This is a genomic window from Saprospiraceae bacterium, assembly GCA_016712145.1.
GTDB lineage: Bacteria > Bacteroidota > Bacteroidia > Chitinophagales > Saprospiraceae > Vicinibacter.
Genome location: JADJRO010000001.1, coordinates 2,083,729 through 2,101,775, shown reverse-complemented (window position 1 = coordinate 2,101,775; position 18,047 = coordinate 2,083,729). Strand labels below are relative to the sequence as shown.

Sequence of the window (18,047 nt, the reverse complement as noted above, 5' to 3'; positions counted from 1 at the left end):
AATTTAATAAATGCATGGTATTTTTTAATAATAAAATTATTGTTTCATAATTTTCTTAACACTTTTTATCCCATCCCAAAATTTTAATTCTATTAAATAAACGCCTGCTTGCAATGCAGCTAAATTTAATGTATGGTATTGCGATTCACTTAGCTCTTGCGAAATCCAAATACGACCTTGAGCATCCATAAAATTTATAGATTTTAGCTTATTCTCAGAACGTATGGTAACTGTATTTGTGACACTCGGTACTGGGTAAATTTCAACAGCATTCTTTATAACCAATTCTGAGACTAGGATTTCACCTGCAGGCAATTGATCCTTAATCTTTGTTAAACTGCTTTCATCGCTGTATTGAGGAAACCAAACCCGTGCATGCAATACTGCGATCCCTCCTATATCAAAATTTTGATCTGCGATCGCTTCTACCTGATCAAAATCTGTGGTTTCAGCTTGTCCAGTAAGCAATAGAATATTAAATTCATTCATGAATTTTAAATTATCCTCCCAGATTGAATCGGTACTAATGGCTGCATTTTTAGGCAATGAGGTTTCAATAGCATCAATTTGATATTCCATTACTACTGTATTTAAGCTGTCTATCTAAATAGCAATGGAATTTGCATTTAATTATCAGAATAAAAAAGTAATTTGGCTTAGAATCGATTACTAATAACAATTTCGGGCTCCTGAATTTATTACAATCTATTAATAGTTTTAGTCAATTTCAACTGCCAATTCTTAGGGATAGAAATAAAATAGATATAGTTAAAAAATGGGGCTAAGACAACAGCATCTATCATCAAGATTAAATTCAAATAATCAGAAATCATTAAATAATTGTATGCGCTTAGTTGTAATAGTTAAATTGAAATTTACCTTAAAAATATCAATTTTAGTGCATTAGTAATTCAAATTACGCTATTAAAATTAAAGTTACTAGGATATTTCAAACTAATCTTTTAGATACCTTTCCAAATCCAATATAACTTCTTGGCTCGGACGTTTTGCTATATTATCTAATATTTTCCCATCCGCTCCTATAATAAAATATCTTGGAAATGATTTTACATTATATAATTTTTCTATATTTATTGAATAATCATGACTAGAAAGCAAATGTGTACCTTGCAATAGTTCTTTATTTACAAAGGTTTTCCATTTATTAGGATCCCTATCGACTGAAATAAAAAGAAATTCGATATTTCTATTTTTAAGTTTCTCCTGTAGTTTTTTTGTATATGGTATTTCTTTAATACATGGACCACACCAACTAGCCCATATATCAAGATAAATTAATTTTCCTTTAAAGTCAGAAAGTGAAGTTAATTTACCATTAATATCGTAATATGTAAAATTTGGAGCAATTTCACCAATAGCCATTCTGCTAGTATTAATAAAAGTCATCGTCAGTAATTCTATGAGTGACTTGTTTTTAGAACTATTTTTAAATTTACTAAATACAATACTAGCATTTTGTAGATCATTTTTACGAGTAAGTAAGTTATATATCCATTTTGAATATAGATAGTCTTTTATACATCCAGAAAAATTATTTTCTAAAAATCGTTCTTGAAGCTCAACAATATTTTGAGTTGAATCTAATAAAAACATCTTTTGTACCTCTGTCTTAAAATAATTTTCAATGAATTCTAAATACGAATAAGCGTTGAATGCTTTTATATTTTGAACTAATATATGATTTAGAAAGTTGTAATAGTTGGAACTTAGTAATACTGGACTTTTAAGTCCATTCATATAACTATATAAGCTTGGATAAGTATATTTTGCATTAACTGTGCTATAAATTATTTCGGCTTCTTCATATTTTAAAAATTTAACTAATTTTTTATTTTTCTTTAATTTTGAAAAAAAATTGTTTAGATGTATTAATTTTTCATTTTCGGTAGAATCGATAAATTGAATAAAATCTTTTTCATTCAATTTGTAAATGGAAGTTGGATAATTTTTGTTAAATATTAATAATTTTTGTACTAAATAATTATTTACAGCTCCTCCTATTCCATAACACTTAATTGATTTATTGAAATTGTCAGCATCAAATTCTAATTCAATATTGTCTTTTGGGTTTATATATAAATTTACATTTATACTCTCATGGATAAAAACCATATGATTGTAATTAGGCCATACAAAAGTCATAGAAAATTTACCATTGATATCTAATTGAGCTGAATCAACAATTATTTGATCAAATGTAATTATGTTATAATAACAAATATATACTTTGCTATTGATAGGATTGGATATAATACCAGATATTTTTGTTAAGTTATTGGCATTTACGATTTGAATCAATACTAGTTGGATTAATAAAATATTTAAAAATCCAGTAGTATTTCCTTTATATTTGTTTAAATTAAGGGTATTATAGAAATACTTTACTAATTTATTTACAAGGTATATATATATACTTAGCATAAATGAAAAATTCAGCTTTTATGATTTAAAGATATTTGATAAAAATGGTGATTAAAAGTGTATTTGCTTTTAACATACATACTTAAAATCACCATAATTAATTAAAAAAAATGTGAGTATTTAAAAGGGCTGAATACATTCAGACCATCCTTCTCCACAATCATCTTCCAATTTTTCCTGATAATATCCAGGTAATGCATCAGCATTTCCATAGCCAGTAATATTGGAATATTGCTGTTCATTTGGGACGTTAGCCAAAAAGCCAAAATTTTCAATCGTTGTAATATTAGCATGACACAGTATTTGATACCATATCTTGAATTGATTCTTAGTCAAGGAAGGACCAATCCATGAACCTGCGCATGCTAGTATACCTTCATCAAAAATAAGGTTGCTTTTATAGTTATTAAATAAATTTGATGATACTTCACAGAAAGGATAGACCGAATTTGATCTTAATACGTCTAAATCATCAGCGGAAGTTATTCCATTTGATAGAATAGCTTCGAGGCTTTGACTTCTTGTTTTAAGAGAATAACTCTTCTTAAATGGAATTGAATCATTATTTTCATTTTTTGAACATGAATTTAAAGCTAAACAACAAATCAATATTGTTATATTAAAGTTATTTAAATATTTCATTAGGAAGTGATTTTTAAAATTAAAAAATAATATACTGAAAATTTCGATTTAGGGAATTTCTGATTCTCTCCAACTCATTTCTTTAATATAGTTAGGAGTAAAATAACTTTTTATACATTGGCTGATTAAGGTTTATTGGCTTAATACAGCCATAAAAAGTCAGGTGGAGTAAACTCAACTTTATTCATATGAAATTATTTTAAGAATATTTAAAGTCTTAACTTAAATATGATTGTTTTACAAAAATATAACACACAACTGATAAACTCCAAATATTTTGTGTTAAAATTTTCAATTCAGATGAAAAATCAGGGTAAACCCTGATAGCAAACTAAGGGTTTACCCTGATTATATAAAAAATTGTAATATGAAATAATTAAACTATTTTCAATTATATCGGTTCAACACAAAATAATTTCAAAAATTCAAAAGCGTATTTTGCAATTTTCCATTAATGGAATCTTTCTATCTTTGAAACCCAATTCAAACTATGCATTATACAGCAGAAGAAACTAAAAAATTAGTTCAGCGGACTAAAGAATTCTTAAGCACAAACACCGTTTCAGATTTTACTGAATTGGAAACCCTTCGTGCAGTCATCCGTTTTCATGAATGGCAGTATTATGTACAAGACAATCCGTTGATATCTGATTATGAATACGATCTGCTTTATAAACTATTGGAATATGCAGAAACGCAACATCCGGATTGGCAAACTTCGGATTCACCGACTCAAAGAGTATCCAGTGATTTGGTAGATCAGTTTCAATCGGTAGAACATCTAAATCCAATGTTGTCATTGGAAAATTCTTACAATGCAGAAGATCTTCAGGATTTTGATACGCGTGTTCGCAAATTGTGTGGACTGGATTCAGAAACCTCTCTGGACTATTTTGCAGAACCCAAATTTGATGGTGGTAGCATTGCCGTAATTTATGAAAATGATTATTTGATCAGGGCCGCAACCCGGGGCGATGGCAGTAAAGGAGAAGAAATCACAAACAATGCAAGAACCATCCGTTCGCTTCCTTTAAAAGCCGCATTTTCAAAGTATGGAATTTATAAAGCAGAATTGCGCGGGGAAGCAGTCATCAGTAAATCAAAATTTGAGAAAATAAATGCAGCGCGAGAAACGGAAGGACTTGCCTTGTTGGCAAATCCACGCAATGCCGCTACAGGCGTGTTACGAGTTAAAGACGCATCTGAAACGGCCAATCGTGGTTTGGATGTATTTATTTTTCAAATGGCATATGCTGTAGATGCAAACAATGAAAATGTCTTGTTTAATCAAAAGCAACATTCTGATTGGATGCAAATTTTGGATACCCTTGGTTTTAAAGTTTCCTTGCATGAACGTAAAGTGTGTAATCAGATTTCGGATGTGATAACTTATATCAATCAATGGACTGAAAAACGGGATCAATATGCCTATGATATTGACGGGATCGTGGTAAAAGTAAATGATCTTCGATTGCAAGACCAATGTGGCGCTACTTCGCATCATCCCCGATGGGCTGTAGCACATAAATTTCAAGCTAAACAGGCAACATCCCGTTTGCTTACCATAGAATTTCAGGTTGGAAAAATTGGCAGCATCACTCCCGTTGCAAAAATCGAACCTGTTCAATTAGCTGGAGTGACCGTTTCTTCTGTTTCGCTACACAATGAAGATTTTATTACTGCACGGGATATCCGCTATGGAGATCAGGTACTTGTTGAACGAGCGGGTGATGTCATACCGTATATTGTCAAAGCATTTCCTGAATTGCGCAACGGAACAGAAAAAGTCATAGAATTTCCAAAAGAATGTCCTTCGTGTAAAACAACTTTAATCAGGGAAGAAGAGGAAGCCGCCTGGCGTTATCCTAATTTTTTCTGTGAGGCTCAAATCGTTCAGCGATTAATTCATCATGTTTCTAAAGATGCAATGGACATTGACGGATTGGGAAAGTCCCTCATCGAACGATTTTTTGATTTGAAATGGATCAGTCAGATGGATGATATTTATAAATTGGATTACAAAGCAATTGCACAATTGGAAGGGATGGGTGAAAAGTCTGCAGAAAAATTGCGGATTTCTATTGAAAAGGCGAAACACAATCCCATTCATCGCTTATTACACAGTTTGTGTATCCATCATTTAGGAAAAAAAGTTAGCAAATTGATTGCGGAACATCTACCCAATGTGCTGGACCTGGAACATTGGCCTTTGGAAAAATACATGGCCATTAAAGATGTTGGTCCGGTAGTTGGTCAAAACATCATTCGCTTTTTTGAAAATCCGAAAAATGTGACCATGCTCCGGGAAATGGAATCTTTGGGGGTAAACATGGTTCAAACAGACGAAGATAGACCCAGACAGTTTTCATCGGATTCGCCTTTTGCAGGTAAGACCATCTTATTTACGGGCACCTTGAGCCAAATGGATCGCAAGGAAGCCCAGGATTTGGCTGAAAAAGCTGGAGCCAAGACCTTGTCGGCCGTAAGTTCAAACCTCAATATCCTGGTGGTTGGTGAGAATGCTGGTTCAAAGTTGACAAAAGCCAGGGCATTGGGCACTGTAGAAATACTAACGGAAGCAGAATTTTTAGAAAAAATCCGTACAAACTAGGCGGTATTTTGGGATAAAATTGAAAATCAGCGCCAACGTTTCCCTAATTTGTGCGTTATATAATACCATACAGTAGGTAATCCTTCAACAATGAAAACAAGATTTTTACTCCTTACCATCTTATTAAGCTTGGCTAGCTTTATTCAGGCTCAAAATGCATTTTGGAATCATTCCAATACCAAACCAGCTCTTAAGAGTGGCAGTGATTGGAATAAATTGGAACGGGTTCAGTTTTTTGAACTAAACCACGAAGCGTTTCGGCAATTTCTAATTCAGCAGGTTCCTCTGGAATCAGGTTCTTCTCATGCTGTGCCTATTCAATTGCCTTTTCCGGATGGCAGCCTGCATACCTTTTACATTCAGGAATCTCCTGTTATGGAGCAGGGTCTTGCTGATAAATATCCAGAAATAAAAACCTATAAAGGAAGTGATGGCAGCCATTACATGCGGATGTCCATTTCTCCTTACAGTTTTCAGGCGTATATCCTCACAGAGCAAGGCGATGTAGTTATCGAAGCTTACGACCGGAGTAATTTAAATGGGTATGGGGTATTTTATTCCAATGACCTGCGATTAAATGATCCAGTTCAATTGAGTTGTGGTACAAAGGATATCACCGAAGTGAAAGCACCCGTTGATCCACAAGTCGAACAAAAATTACAATCCAGAACCGGGGGCATTTTGGGCACTCCGGTTGAATTAAAAACATACCGATTGGCTTTAACCTGCACGGGAGATTGGGGAGGACGTGGCGATTTAGGCGGAGGAACCCTTGCCCTGGCATTGGACAAAATGGTTGCTTCCTTATCATTGATCAATGCAGTTTATGAAAAAGATATTGCGGTCCATTTAAGTTTAATTGCATCCAATGACCGCTTGATCTATTTAGACGGGAATGCAGACCCTTACCCACAACCTACGATGGGTGGTGCTACTTTAGGAATCAACACCAGCATCATCAATGCTAAAATTCCAAGATCAGCTTATGACATTGGTCATATCTATACCATTGGCTGTACTGATGTTGGGGGCATTGCATTTTTAGGATGCGTATGCAACGACAACAAAGGGGGTGGCGTGACCTGTTGGTATACTTCCGACATTGCATATGTCAGTCAACGAATCACTTGCCATGAAATGGGGCATCAATTCAATGCTTCGCATACCTTCTCCAATTGCAATGGAAATGAATCAGGCACTTCGTATGAGCCAGGAAGTGGTACAACCATTATGTCTTACAGTGGCTTGTGTGGTGCCGGTTTAAATGTAGAACCAGGCAACGGACCACATCCTAATTTTTTTCACGTAAACAGTGTCGAACGCATTTACAATTTTACAAGAAATGAAATTGGTTCATGCGGAACAACCACACCAACAAACAACAGTTATCCTCAACCAGAAATACTATTTCCTTCAGGGCTCTATATTCCGATCAGAACTCCATTTAAATTGAGTGGTAGAGCAACAGATATGGAAAACGATGCCATGACCTATAACTGGGAACAATACGATGCAGGAGGTTATGGTCCGATGTTGGGTGAACCCTCATTGACCGAAGAAGGACCTTTGTTTAAATCCATTTTCCCAAATAATAATCCCATTCGAATTGTTCCTGTTTGGAATACCATTCTTACCAAAGCAAATTTTGAGCGTACAGAAGTTTTGCCAACTGTTGACAGACAAATTACATTCCGGTTTACTGCAAGAGACAATCATGCTGGGGCAGGAGGTACTGCCTGGAAACAAATTGGATTTAAAGCGTTGGAATCAGCCGGGCCTTTTGCGGTTGTTTTTCCAAATGAATCTACTTTAGATACACTCTATACCGATTTATGTAATAAGATTCGTTGGGACGTTGCCAATACTGATAAATCGCTGGTGAACTGTAAGAATGTAAATGTTTATTTAATGCCTAATCGAACCAATCCGGATAATTTAATTCCGTTGGCATTAAATACGGATAATGATGGAGAGGAATTGGTTACAATTCCTGATTCATTAATCGGTTCTTCACGAGCACGAATCTTGGTTGAATCAGTTGGAAATATTTTCTTTGATGTATCTGATCAAGATATTCGAATTCGCAGCTCGGTATCTCCAAAGCTTTTATTTGGTGTTGCACCCAAATCGTTGCGAGTTTGTGTTCCTACCAAAACAGATATCCAGGTTCACTCATGTGCAGCAAAGATTTCAGGCAACATGCAGATTTTTGTTGAAAGTGGATTACCGGATAATTCAAGCTATCGTTTTGATCAATCGTCATTTGATGTCAATGGATCAAATGTATTGCATTTGGATTTTACCAATGTGGTCACATCAGGAATCAACACCTTGGTTATTGCTGCAATCACACCCAATGGAGATACCTTAAGAGAATCCATTGAATTGGATTTGGTCAGCGTGGATTACACAGCGGTAAAAACAATTTATCCTGCTGATGGACTTTCAGGTTTGGCTCAATCTATTGAATTTAAATGGAATCCAAGCGTGAATGCAGAATCCTATAATTTGGAAATTGCAAGTTCACCTGTGTTTGGAAATACAATTGTTTACACATTAAAAGGAATTAAAGGTTCGACCTTTAAGCCAAATTTTTTCTTTGAAGAAAACAAATTATACTACTGGAGAATCATTCCTGTAAACCGCTGCGGTGATGGTGGACCAACCACACCGGCTGCATTTCATACAATCAATAAAGCATGTATTGAAACGGATTATATAGGAAATGTGATTAGCTTAAAATCAAACAGAACCGGATCCATGATGCTTACCATACCCGATGCGGGATTTATCAGCGATGTCAATGTGAAAAATTTTGAAGCCACTGCAGTGGGTATAAATAGTGTGAGCCTCACTCTGGTAAGCCCCTTGGGCACTAAAGTAAAATTATTTGATAAAAATTGCGGTGTTACCAGCAATTTTGATTGCAGCTTTGATGACGATGCTTCAGTTACTTTATTGGCAGGAGGCTGTCCGCCCATTCAAGGAAAGCTGATCCAGCCTTTAGAATCCTTAAGTAAATTTATTGGTGAAAATAAAAAAGGAGATTGGCGGATTGAACTGGCAACTGATAATTTTTTATCAGGCTTTGCAGAATTTAATAATTTCAAATTAGATATTTGTTCGGATCTCATTGTAAACAATCCATTCAATTTAAATAATTTGGGTTTGTATTTGAATGCAGGCGAAACCAAAGGCATTGGTTTGGATTTGTTGCAATCACAGGACATTGATAATACCGCTGACCAATTGGTTTATACCATTGTAGCTAAAACGCAACGGGGAGATTTGTTATTAAATGGACAGCCTTTGGATTACGGTTCCAGGTTTACACAAAAAGATATTGATGATGGCAAATTAAGTTATCATCACAAAGGTGCTGATATGGAAATTGATGGCTTCTTATTTACTGTTGAAGATGGAGCCGGTGGTTGGTATGGCACGGATTATTTTAAAATACAAATTGGAGCCGTAGCAACAGACGATAAAACACTTGATCCGGGATTGCTGGTGTATCCAAATCCAACCCAAGGACAGTTGCAGATTTCAACCAATGAAATTTTAGATAAAACGGCTCGACTCCGATTGATTAATTTACAAGGGCAAGTGATCCTTAATCGTTCGATGGCCAATTCAAAAGCAGAACAAATTAGTATTCAAAATTTAACCGATGGCATTTACATTTTGGAAATAAAATCTGATAAGTACTTTGCTGCCAAAAAAGTGGTGTTGAAGAAATAAAAATCCGTTCCTATCAGGAACAAAGGGGCAAGAAGAAATTTACTTTTTTGCCCCTTTTTTAATTGAAGAATATTTTTTTTAATACTTTGTTGTAATATTTTAAAATGCAATATTCAATTGATTGATTTCCATTCTGTTATAATTATTTTGAAAAATTTATTAGAGATTATAATTCAATTATTTTAATAAATTATACCTTTTCATTGCTGGAATTACATACAGATTTGCTAATCTTTCAGTTTCAACTTCGTTACGGCCAGGACGTCTTTTTAATTTATTTTCATCTTCAAAACTACCAGAATAATAAACATTTGAAATAACCAAAATATATCTCAAGGCCTTATCTTCGTCGCCTTGAGCTTGGGCTGCATCAGCATTATTAATCATTTCAATTATTATATTTTCATTAAGAATTGGATTAAGGTAGGCCGAAACAAATCCGAATAAATTAGTGTTACCTTCATCAATCCATTGATAATGTTTTTGGATAACCATATCCCACAATCTGATGATCTGACTTTTTGACTCTGATACCAATGCAAAAGAAGAATCCCTTACTATAAAATCTGAATAAAGGTTCATGTAATTATCAATGATACCAATTTGCTCATCATTTGGGGTGAATAATCCATAAACATATCTATCCCCTAATAATTGAAATACTTTCCTTAAATGAATAATATCAGGGCTACCATTTAGTTGATATTCAAACTTAATAGTATCATAAATTGATTTAGCATCAATAGAAGTTAAGAAAACAAACAATTCTTCATTTGTTAGACTGTCAAATCTCATTCCATCATCTCCCAAGCTAATACTAGGGTAGCCATCTTCCCAAAGCATGGTATCAGAGGCTACATAAATTTGATGCTTCTCGGCTTCAGATAAATTTTCCCAATGTGAAATCTCATTCAAAGAGTCTTGAAGTTTTTCCTCATTTTCACGCAACTGTTGCAGAGCTGTTCTCGTACTGTCATCAGGATAAGAATCGTTATTTCTAATATTTATCTCGAGTGAATCAGGCTCATCACCATAAATTTGATTTATAATATATTTTGCATAAACATTGCTTGTATCATTAATAATAAACCAATTGTATTCACCTTCAAGTAAACTGTCTTTTTCATCTAAATTAGACATTTTAAGTCTCAATAAATATCTTGAATAAGCCAAATTACAACCTCTGACTTTATTTAAATTATTTTGAGTTAAATTGAAATAACGCCCGCTCCCGATACTGTCATAATAGAATAAATTTAAGAATTCTTCTATGGAATCACAATTATTTAAATTGGATAATTTAGTTGCCAAATATTTAAAATTTATCGTTTTAAATAGAAATTTAAGTAAATATATTTCATTACAACTTAACAGTGTATCTGCCAATTCTCCTTCAGTCAAATGATTAAAATTTAATGATTTCAAATATATTGTATGTTCAATTTTAGTGATTTTAGCAATATCCATACCACCTATTGTTGTATCAATGTAATAATCTAGGTATTGGATGTTGGAATCAAGGCACATTTTCAAGCCCATATTGTTTGAAAATTTGTTCACTTCAATTATCGAATAAATACTTTGAATCCAAAAATTGATTTCATTAATGTGATCATTTTGATATAAATAAATATTCTCTTGACTTAGTTTATTAAATAATACCCTAACCGAATCCGTGTTAGGATCTTGTGAGTAAACCATATTGGTATAAAAATGTATTAATATTAATACTAATCCCCAATTCAACTTTACTCTCATAATTTAGATTTATTAATGCTGAGATCAACAAATTAGTGTACTATTTCAAATGATGTGCACTTATTTTTTTGTTTGGGTGTAAATTTAATTTCCATCCAACACCCTTTGCCAAATCATCCATAAGTTGGATCATTTCATTTCGTTTTGACGAACAGCGATTGAGTAAATCACTTTGCAATGCTTTTTGTCGGATATACGATGTTGCGTTTTCTTCTAAACTGCTGAGTTCTTCTGGTTTAAAATAATTAAAACTGCCTTGTTGGAGATCGAAATAATCCATTTTATGTTCGATGCTGAGGATGACCGGAGTGGTATCTAAATAAAAATTAAGTGTTTTATGGAGTTCATCCAATTCCAATCTGGATGAATCCATATCGATGCCGGCATGAACGGTAGCTTGTACCCGAATGATGGCAGTTTTTCGAAAAGGACTTAAATCAAACCAGGTATAATCTTTGTGATTGATGATCTCATTAAACTGAGCTTCTACATAAACTACTTTAAACACATCTTTGATGCGTTCCAGTAAAATACTCTGATCTGTTTTGGATATGTTGTTGGACGAATTATAATTTTTTCCAAAATAGAATCCGAGTCCGGCGAGACTGCAGGCAATCAAAATATAAAACAGGTATTTCAATTATTTAATTTTGGCGGAAAAAGGATATTTAAGATTTTGGTAGGAGGTCAATATTCCTTTAACTGAACCAACTACCAATGGAGATTCCATCAATACCGGTATTTTGTTTGAGTCATTGGCAACCCAAAAATTCATTTGAACTCCTTCATTAAAGACATTTCCTGAAATGACATCACCGATAGCGTGGATGGTTTTGTAAGTACCACTTTCTTTAACTTTAAAACCAGGATCTTCTTTTTGATATTTCAGGTTTAATTCGTATTTGGTATTGTCCAAAATGAGTTTAAAAGCAGTTGATTTATTATTTTGGAATGATTTTAAGTCAATATTTCGCAGATAGTACATGCTTGAAATCATATCATAATAGTTGCCATCTAAATCAATCTCAGAAGTTTTTGTATTGTTAAAGCTTCGACCCGTTGAACTATAGGCTTTATGATTTGGATAATCAAATACAATTTTTTCATAATGTCTGTAATTGCCCTGATGGATTTCCCGAATGTATAATTTAGGAAGGCCGGTTGTTTTATCGATATACGAGTGATATTTATCCCGCACTTTATAAAACCATTCATAGGAAGCATAGGTTTTACCGGTTACTTCGATGTGATAGGAATCGGGTTCGTCTTTAATTTCAAATATTACCTCACCTGCGGTCAACCAGACGAAATTCCAGTTGTAGAAAATCTTATAAACCAATTTTTCACCCGTACTAAATGCAAAGCCAGAAGCATCTGATGCTGGCCTAAATGACCAAAATCCGAGGGCTGAAATTATTAAAAGGACTATAAAGATCCGTAGTTTCATTTCAATCAAGGCTTTAAACCATATAACAAAAGCAGGCAGTAATAATTGCTTGCACTATCAAATTTAACAAATAATAAATGAAAAGGCTGCGTTGTAAACTGAATTTCCTTCAAAAGGATGTAAGAAATTGTGTCTTAATCCTTGCTTAAGCTGGGTTCAAGACCCAAAACATTTGATTTGGAAGGGTAGATTTTTAAAACAGTACCCGTTAAAAGTTCCTTTGACGGATTTAGTTCATTCCAGCTCAGGAGGTCTTCCAATTCAACCTGATAGAAGTCGGCGATTTCCGAAAGGGATTCCCGAGTCTTTACCAGATGGCGTAACAATTGACGGTTTGAATCCTTTTTATAATCGGTCTGTTTTTTAATATCTTTAATAGAAGCAGACTCAAATGCCAGATTTATTGAACTTGGATTTTGAATGGAGATGTTGTCAGGTGAAAAAATAAAAGGCCTGTTGAAGGAAATGATTTCATGATCAGGCATTGCATCTTCCAACAGCCGGGCTTCATCTAAAACCGGATTAAATTTATTTTGAAAGCGGTAATAGTCCACAAATTCAACCATCAGGCCGTCCGGTAAACTGACAGACGAACCGCTGTTTAATCCGGGAATGCTAAATCTTTTATAAGATGGATTGAGACTTAAAAACAGCTCTTTCTTAATGCTGGTTTTCTTAAATAAATCGCGGAGATTGACTTCCTTATAAATTTTAGCAAAGGTGATTTTTTCGTTTGGAAATTCTTCGATAACCGGTACAATGTTATGTTCCGGGTAATATTTCATAAAGTAACTGGCACCTATAAAAGCCGGTACAAAGAGTTGGGTTTGGCGTGGTAAAAGCTTTTTAATTCCCCAAAAGTCAGTGGCTTTACTGGATTCGAGTAAATCTTTTACCTTGTATTCTCCACAATTGTAAGCCGCAATGACCAATGACCAGTCATTAAACATAGCATACAGATTTTTAAAATACAGGGCAGCTGCCTGAGTTGCTAAAACAGGATCCAAGCGTTGGTCCACTTTAGCATCAACCCGTAATTTAAGGATCCGGGCCGTTGCGGGCATTAATTGCCAGATTCCTGCAGCCCCAACGTGGGATTTTGCATCCAGCTGGAGTGCAGATTCTACAATGGTCAGGTATTTAAGGTCAGTTGGAAGGTTGTTTTCGGTAAAAATCCGGTCAATCAACGGAAAATAGTTTTCAGTCCGTTTGAGGATTTCGAGGGTAGCTGCTTTATTTCGGCCAACAAATCGTCTAACCTGGTCCATCACATCGTCTTCAATACGCAGGGAGACCAGACAGTCCATAGATTCTAAACGGGAACGTACTTCTTCTTCGTAAAATTCAGGTTTATTTCCAAGCAAATTCAATATTCCTGTAGCCCTCAACCCCTGATGGGAATTGGCATTGTGCGACAAAAGCACAAATAGGAATACAATGAATATGGACGAAAGCTTGTTCATGGAAAAATGCCGTAATTTCTTAAATCGAACCGTAGTCCCTTCTTCGATCTTATACAAATATAATCAAATACATATACTTAATCGCAGAAGGATCACAAAGGTACGAATATTATTGAAAATGAAACGTTAACACGCTAAATATAATGTTAATATATATTATAATTATATTTAATATGTTTCCGATCTCAGTTTATAAACTCCAAATTCATCCGGTTTAATATGAGCATTTTGGGTTTTAACGAGTGTTTAATAATTTGGAGGGACGTTTGGAACCGATTTTTTTGAACTCTATTTTATTCTAAATTAGCTTAGAGCATGGCAGCTATTTTGTTTAAATTCTGAATGCTAATTATTTCTGTATTTTCATTAAGTGGGTAAGACTTTTTTATCGGACAGACTATAAAATGATATTTAGTCTCTAAATCTTTCTGTGCTATGAAAAACCCTTTAGTAGGTTTTGGTGTCACGGAGTATTTTATTTCCACCAATAATTCTGGAATCCCTGATTTACTAATAACTAAATCGGCCTCTGTACCATCCTGGGTCCGGTAGAAATGAATTTCACATCGTGGAGGCAATAGACCAACTATTTGTTGAATAACAAAGGATTCCCACGAAAATCCTAAGCTAGGATGTGATTGCAATGCATACCATGTTTCAATTCTCAGTAAAGCATGTAATATTCCACTATCTCTGATATATATTTTGGGTGATTTGATCAGCCTTTTTCCTGAATTTTTATACCATGGATGGATTCGTCGCACTAAAAATGCGGACTCTAAAAAATCTATGTAGCGTCTTACAGTGGGGACACTGATATCCAGACTATTTGCAATTGTTGACAGATTTAATAATTGGCCATGTAAATGAGCCAACATTGTCCACAATCGTCGAATTAAAATAGGATCGGTTTTAAGTCCCAATAAGGGTAAATCACGTTCCAGATAACTTCTTATAAAATGTTCTCTCCAGATTAAACTTTGTGTGTCGTTTTTTGCAAAGAGAGCGTTAGGGAAACCGCCACGAATCCATAATTTCTTGTAGTCGAAAATTGCCGGTAATTCGTTTAAAAACAGAGGATGCATCTCCAGGTAGGCTACTCTACCAGCTAATGATTCTGAGGTATCCCTGATTAATTCTGGACTGGCAGAACCTAATAATATAAATCTACCAGGTTTACGGAACATATCAATAAGACTTCTGAGCGTTGGGAACAGTTCTGGCTCTCTTTGAATTTCATCCAGAATCACCAGTTTGTTCTTTAAGGAATCTAAGAAAAGTACCGGATTACTAAGTTGGTTCATTGCTTCCGGATTTTCTAAATCAATGTATTCGATTGGTTTTTTTAGTTTTTTGTCTAAACCTTTTACCAAGCTTGTCTTGCCAACTTGTCTTGGACCCACTAGTACAATTGCTGGAAAATGAACAATTAAACTAAGAATCTCCTTTTCAATCAAACGGGGTATTAATTTCATAGATCCCTGCAAATTTAATATTAAAATTTAAATATGCAGGGTTAATTATTCAGAACAAATTAATAAGAGGCATCTAAATGCGGGCTCATAACAAAGCATTTATAAGCTCCGTGGAAGCGATGCGTTCTTGATTTCCTGAATGAAGGTTTTTTATTAAAACGGTTTGATTCATACGTTCTTCCTCTCCAATAATTATCACGAAAGGGACTCCTAATTTTTCGGCATGGCTAAACTGTTTTTTAATTTTAGCAGCCTCTGGATACACTTCAACGGCTATGTCAGATTTTCGGAGTTTGCCTGCTAGCTCAAACGACACTTGCAAACTTTGCTCATCCAAACTTATGAAGAGTGCTCGCACTGCCTGGGAAATTTCTATTGGAAATAAATTTTGCTCTTCTAAAACGTCGTAAATCCGATCTGCTCCAAAGGAAATGCCTACTCCGGATACATCTGGCAATCCAAATACTTCGGTCAGATTATCATAGCGTCCTCCACCGCCGAGACTGCCCATTTTGACTGTAGTGGGTACTACTTCAAAAATACAGCCGGTATAATAACTTAAACCACGCGCAAGTGAAGCAGAAAATTTTAAAGTTTGACCGTAGCGATAGTTTGTATTAAATGCAAGGATTTTTTGAAGTTCGTTTTTACCTTGAATGGCAAGCTCATTAAAATTGAAATCTTCCAAATTCTCTGATGCAGTAATTTTTAAAATCCAGTCTGCTTGATCCGCTGCAATGCCCAATTGCATCAGATTATTTTTAACTTCTACCGGTCCGATTTTATCCAATTTGTCTAATTCAAGCGTCATGTTCATAAATTGATCAATGCAACCTGCTTGACTGGCAACCCCTTCCAATATTTTGCGATGATTAAAAATGATGTTGACCGGAATTTTTAAAGTGCTAAAGACCTGATCATAAATTTGAATTAATTCCGCTTCGTACAGCAAGGAGTTTGAACCAACTACATCGGCATCGCATTGGTAGAATTCACGGTATCGCCCGCGCTGGGGTCGATCGGCTCGCCAAACCGGTTGGATTTGATATCGTTTAAATGGAAAATGGATGCTGTTTTGATTCATAGCTACCACTCGGGCAAAGGGTACGGTTAAATCATACCGGAGTCCTTTTTCTGAGATAAATGGAAGGAGTTTATTTGAATTTTTTTCTTGCACAAATTCATCGGGAGCATCTTTTAAATAATCCCCACTATTCACTATTTTAAATAATAACTTGTCTCCTTCATCACCGTATTTTCCGGTCAGTGTGCTTAAGTTTTCCATGGCCGGAGTTTCCAGGGCCTGATAAGCATAATTTTTAAAAACGGATTCAATCGTTTGAAAAATAAACTTCCTTCGATTGGCCTGTAAGGGTAAAAAATCACGGGTACCTTTTGCTAAAGAAGGTTTTTTCATGTTGATGAATCTTAATTAAAACTGATTTAAAAAGCGTTGATCATTTTCAAAGAAATAGCGGATGTCTGGAATTTTATGAAGTAACATCGCCTGGCGTTCGATTCCCATGCCGAAGGCAAAACCTGAATACACCTCCGGGTCAATTCCACAATTGCTCAGCACAGCCGGATCGACCATGCCGCAACCCAGAATTTCCAGCCAACCGGTTCCTTTAGTAATCCGGTAATCGGTTTCGTCTTTAAGTCCCCAGTAAATATCCATTTCAGCAGAGGGTTCTGTAAATGGAAAATAAGAGGGTCGAAGCCGCATGCGGACCTCAGTTCCATACATTTCTTTGGCAAAAAAAAGCAAAGTTTGCTTGAGATCTGCCATGCTGATATTCTTATCAATATATAAACCTTCAACTTGATGAAACTGGCAATGCGAGCGGGCAGAGATGGTTTCGTTGCGATAAACCCGACCGGGAGCTAAAATTCGAATGGGAGGTTGGTTTTGCTCCATATAGCGGGTTTGGACTGAGGAGGTATGGGTTCGGAGCAGCATGTTTCCAAAATCGCGGAGGTAATAGGTATCCTGCATATCTCTGGCCGGGTGGTCATCCGGTGTATTTAAGGCTGTAAAATTGTGCCAGTCATCTTCAATTTCACGATCTTCTACGATTTCAAAGCCAATTTTATTAAAAATGCCAACAATTCGCTCCAAAACCTGGGAAATTGGATGTCTGGTACCATTTGACATTAATTGCACCGGCAAACTTAAATCTAACTTGGATGCTTCGGAGGCAGGAGCAGCTTCCTTGAGTTCTTTAAATGATTCAAACCGTTCTTCGGCAAGGATTTTCGCTTCATTGACTAATTGGCCGTATTCTTTTTTTAATTCGTTGGGGATTTTGCCAATTCCGGCAAATAGAGGTTTTATCAAATTTTTTGATCCAAGAAACTGGAGTCGGAATTGTTCAAGACTGGCTGCATCTTTTATTTCAAAAGACTGAATAGCTTCGATCATCCGTTTTATTTCTGCAAACCAATCCTGCGACATTGTAATTACATTT

General features: G+C 35.1%; 12 protein-coding genes. 2 read left to right on the top strand and 10 right to left on the bottom strand.

Annotated features, from left to right (window positions below):
• Window positions 1-36: 36 nt before the first annotated feature.
• The 3 genes from IPK91_08915 to IPK91_08905 all read right to left on the bottom strand — a co-directional run bounded on the left by IPK91_08915 (window position 37) and on the right by IPK91_08905 (window position 3,084).
• A complete protein-coding gene (locus IPK91_08915) occupies window positions 37-579 on the bottom strand; it encodes a T9SS type A sorting domain-containing protein (protein MBK8297379.1) in 543 nt (180 codons plus the stop codon).
• Window positions 580-954: 375 nt separating this feature from the next.
• Window positions 955-2,319 carry a TlpA family protein disulfide reductase gene (locus IPK91_08910; GenBank protein ID MBK8297378.1) on the bottom strand — a complete coding sequence of 455 codons (1,365 nt, stop codon included), beginning with the start codon at window positions 2,317-2,319 and terminating at the stop codon, window positions 955-957.
• Between the two features lie 243 nt (window positions 2,320-2,562).
• The gene (locus IPK91_08905) at window positions 2,563-3,084 is read right to left on the bottom strand and encodes a hypothetical protein (GenBank protein ID MBK8297377.1); all 522 of its coding nucleotides are present in this window, start codon (window positions 3,082-3,084) and stop codon (window positions 2,563-2,565) included.
• A gap of 490 nt (window positions 3,085-3,574) precedes the next feature.
• Here IPK91_08905 and ligA point away from each other — a divergent pair, with 490 nt between their 5' ends.
• Together ligA and IPK91_08895 are read left to right on the top strand one after the other, a co-directional pair.
• Window positions 3,575-5,695, top strand: coding sequence for an NAD-dependent DNA ligase LigA (gene ligA / locus IPK91_08900; GenBank protein MBK8297376.1), 2,121 nt, complete (start codon window positions 3,575-3,577; stop codon window positions 5,693-5,695).
• Between the two features lie 90 nt (window positions 5,696-5,785).
• Window positions 5,786-9,436, top strand: a complete 3,651-nt coding sequence (locus tag IPK91_08895; GenBank protein ID MBK8297375.1) for a T9SS type A sorting domain-containing protein — start codon at window positions 5,786-5,788, stop codon at window positions 9,434-9,436.
• Between the two features lie 177 nt (window positions 9,437-9,613).
• On the opposite strand, the gene IPK91_08890 is transcribed toward IPK91_08895, so the two are convergent.
• The 7 genes from IPK91_08890 to pheS all read right to left on the bottom strand — a co-directional run bounded on the left by IPK91_08890 (window position 9,614) and on the right by pheS (window position 18,034).
• Window positions 9,614-10,903, bottom strand: a complete 1,290-nt coding sequence (locus tag IPK91_08890; protein MBK8297374.1) for a hypothetical protein — start codon at window positions 10,901-10,903, stop codon at window positions 9,614-9,616.
• A gap of 331 nt (window positions 10,904-11,234) precedes the next feature.
• On the bottom strand, window positions 11,235-11,834 hold the full coding sequence (locus IPK91_08885; protein MBK8297373.1) for a DUF4230 domain-containing protein: 600 nt from the start codon (window positions 11,832-11,834) through the stop codon (window positions 11,235-11,237).
• Window positions 11,835-12,641: a DUF3108 domain-containing protein gene (locus IPK91_08880; protein MBK8297372.1), complete on the bottom strand. Its 807-nt coding sequence runs from the start codon at window positions 12,639-12,641 to the stop codon at window positions 11,835-11,837.
• A gap of 134 nt (window positions 12,642-12,775) precedes the next feature.
• Window positions 12,776-14,005, bottom strand: coding sequence for a transglycosylase SLT domain-containing protein (locus tag IPK91_08875; GenBank protein MBK8297371.1), 1,230 nt, complete (start codon window positions 14,003-14,005; stop codon window positions 12,776-12,778).
• Window positions 14,006-14,412: 407 nt separating this feature from the next.
• Window positions 14,413-15,579, bottom strand: coding sequence for an ATP-binding protein (locus tag IPK91_08870; protein ID MBK8297370.1), 1,167 nt, complete (start codon window positions 15,577-15,579; stop codon window positions 14,413-14,415).
• 85 nt (window positions 15,580-15,664) lie between these two features.
• Entirely contained in the window at window positions 15,665-16,996 is a 1,332-nt protein-coding gene (locus IPK91_08865) for a histidine--tRNA ligase (GenBank protein ID MBK8297369.1), read from the bottom strand.
• Between the two features lie 15 nt (window positions 16,997-17,011).
• On the bottom strand, window positions 17,012-18,034 hold the full coding sequence (gene pheS / locus IPK91_08860; GenBank protein MBK8297368.1) for a phenylalanine--tRNA ligase subunit alpha: 1,023 nt from the start codon (window positions 18,032-18,034) through the stop codon (window positions 17,012-17,014).
• Between the last annotated feature and the right edge of the window lie 13 nt (window positions 18,035-18,047).

Excerpts from the sequence above, each read along its gene's own strand:
- IPK91_08915 (MBK8297379.1), bottom strand. The coding sequence starts at position 579 with ATGGAATATCAAATTGATGCTATTGAAACCTCATTGCCTAAAAATGCA.
- IPK91_08905 (MBK8297377.1), bottom strand. The coding sequence starts at position 3,084 with ATGAAATATTTAAATAACTTTAATATAACAATATTGATTTGTTGTTTA.
- ligA (MBK8297376.1), top strand. The coding sequence starts at position 3,575 with ATGCATTATACAGCAGAAGAAACTAAAAAATTAGTTCAGCGGACTAAA.
- IPK91_08895 (MBK8297375.1), top strand. The coding sequence starts at position 5,786 with ATGAAAACAAGATTTTTACTCCTTACCATCTTATTAAGCTTGGCTAGC.
- IPK91_08890 (MBK8297374.1), bottom strand. The coding sequence starts at position 10,903 with ATGGATATTGCTAAAATCACTAAAATTGAACATACAATATATTTGAAA.
- IPK91_08880 (MBK8297372.1), bottom strand. The coding sequence starts at position 12,641 with ATGAAACTACGGATCTTTATAGTCCTTTTAATAATTTCAGCCCTCGGA.
- IPK91_08870 (MBK8297370.1), bottom strand. The coding sequence starts at position 15,579 with ATGAAATTAATACCCCGTTTGATTGAAAAGGAGATTCTTAGTTTAATT.
- IPK91_08865 (MBK8297369.1), bottom strand. The coding sequence starts at position 16,996 with ATGAAAAAACCTTCTTTAGCAAAAGGTACCCGTGATTTTTTACCCTTA.
- pheS (MBK8297368.1), bottom strand. The coding sequence starts at position 18,034 with ATGTCGCAGGATTGGTTTGCAGAAATAAAACGGATGATCGAAGCTATT.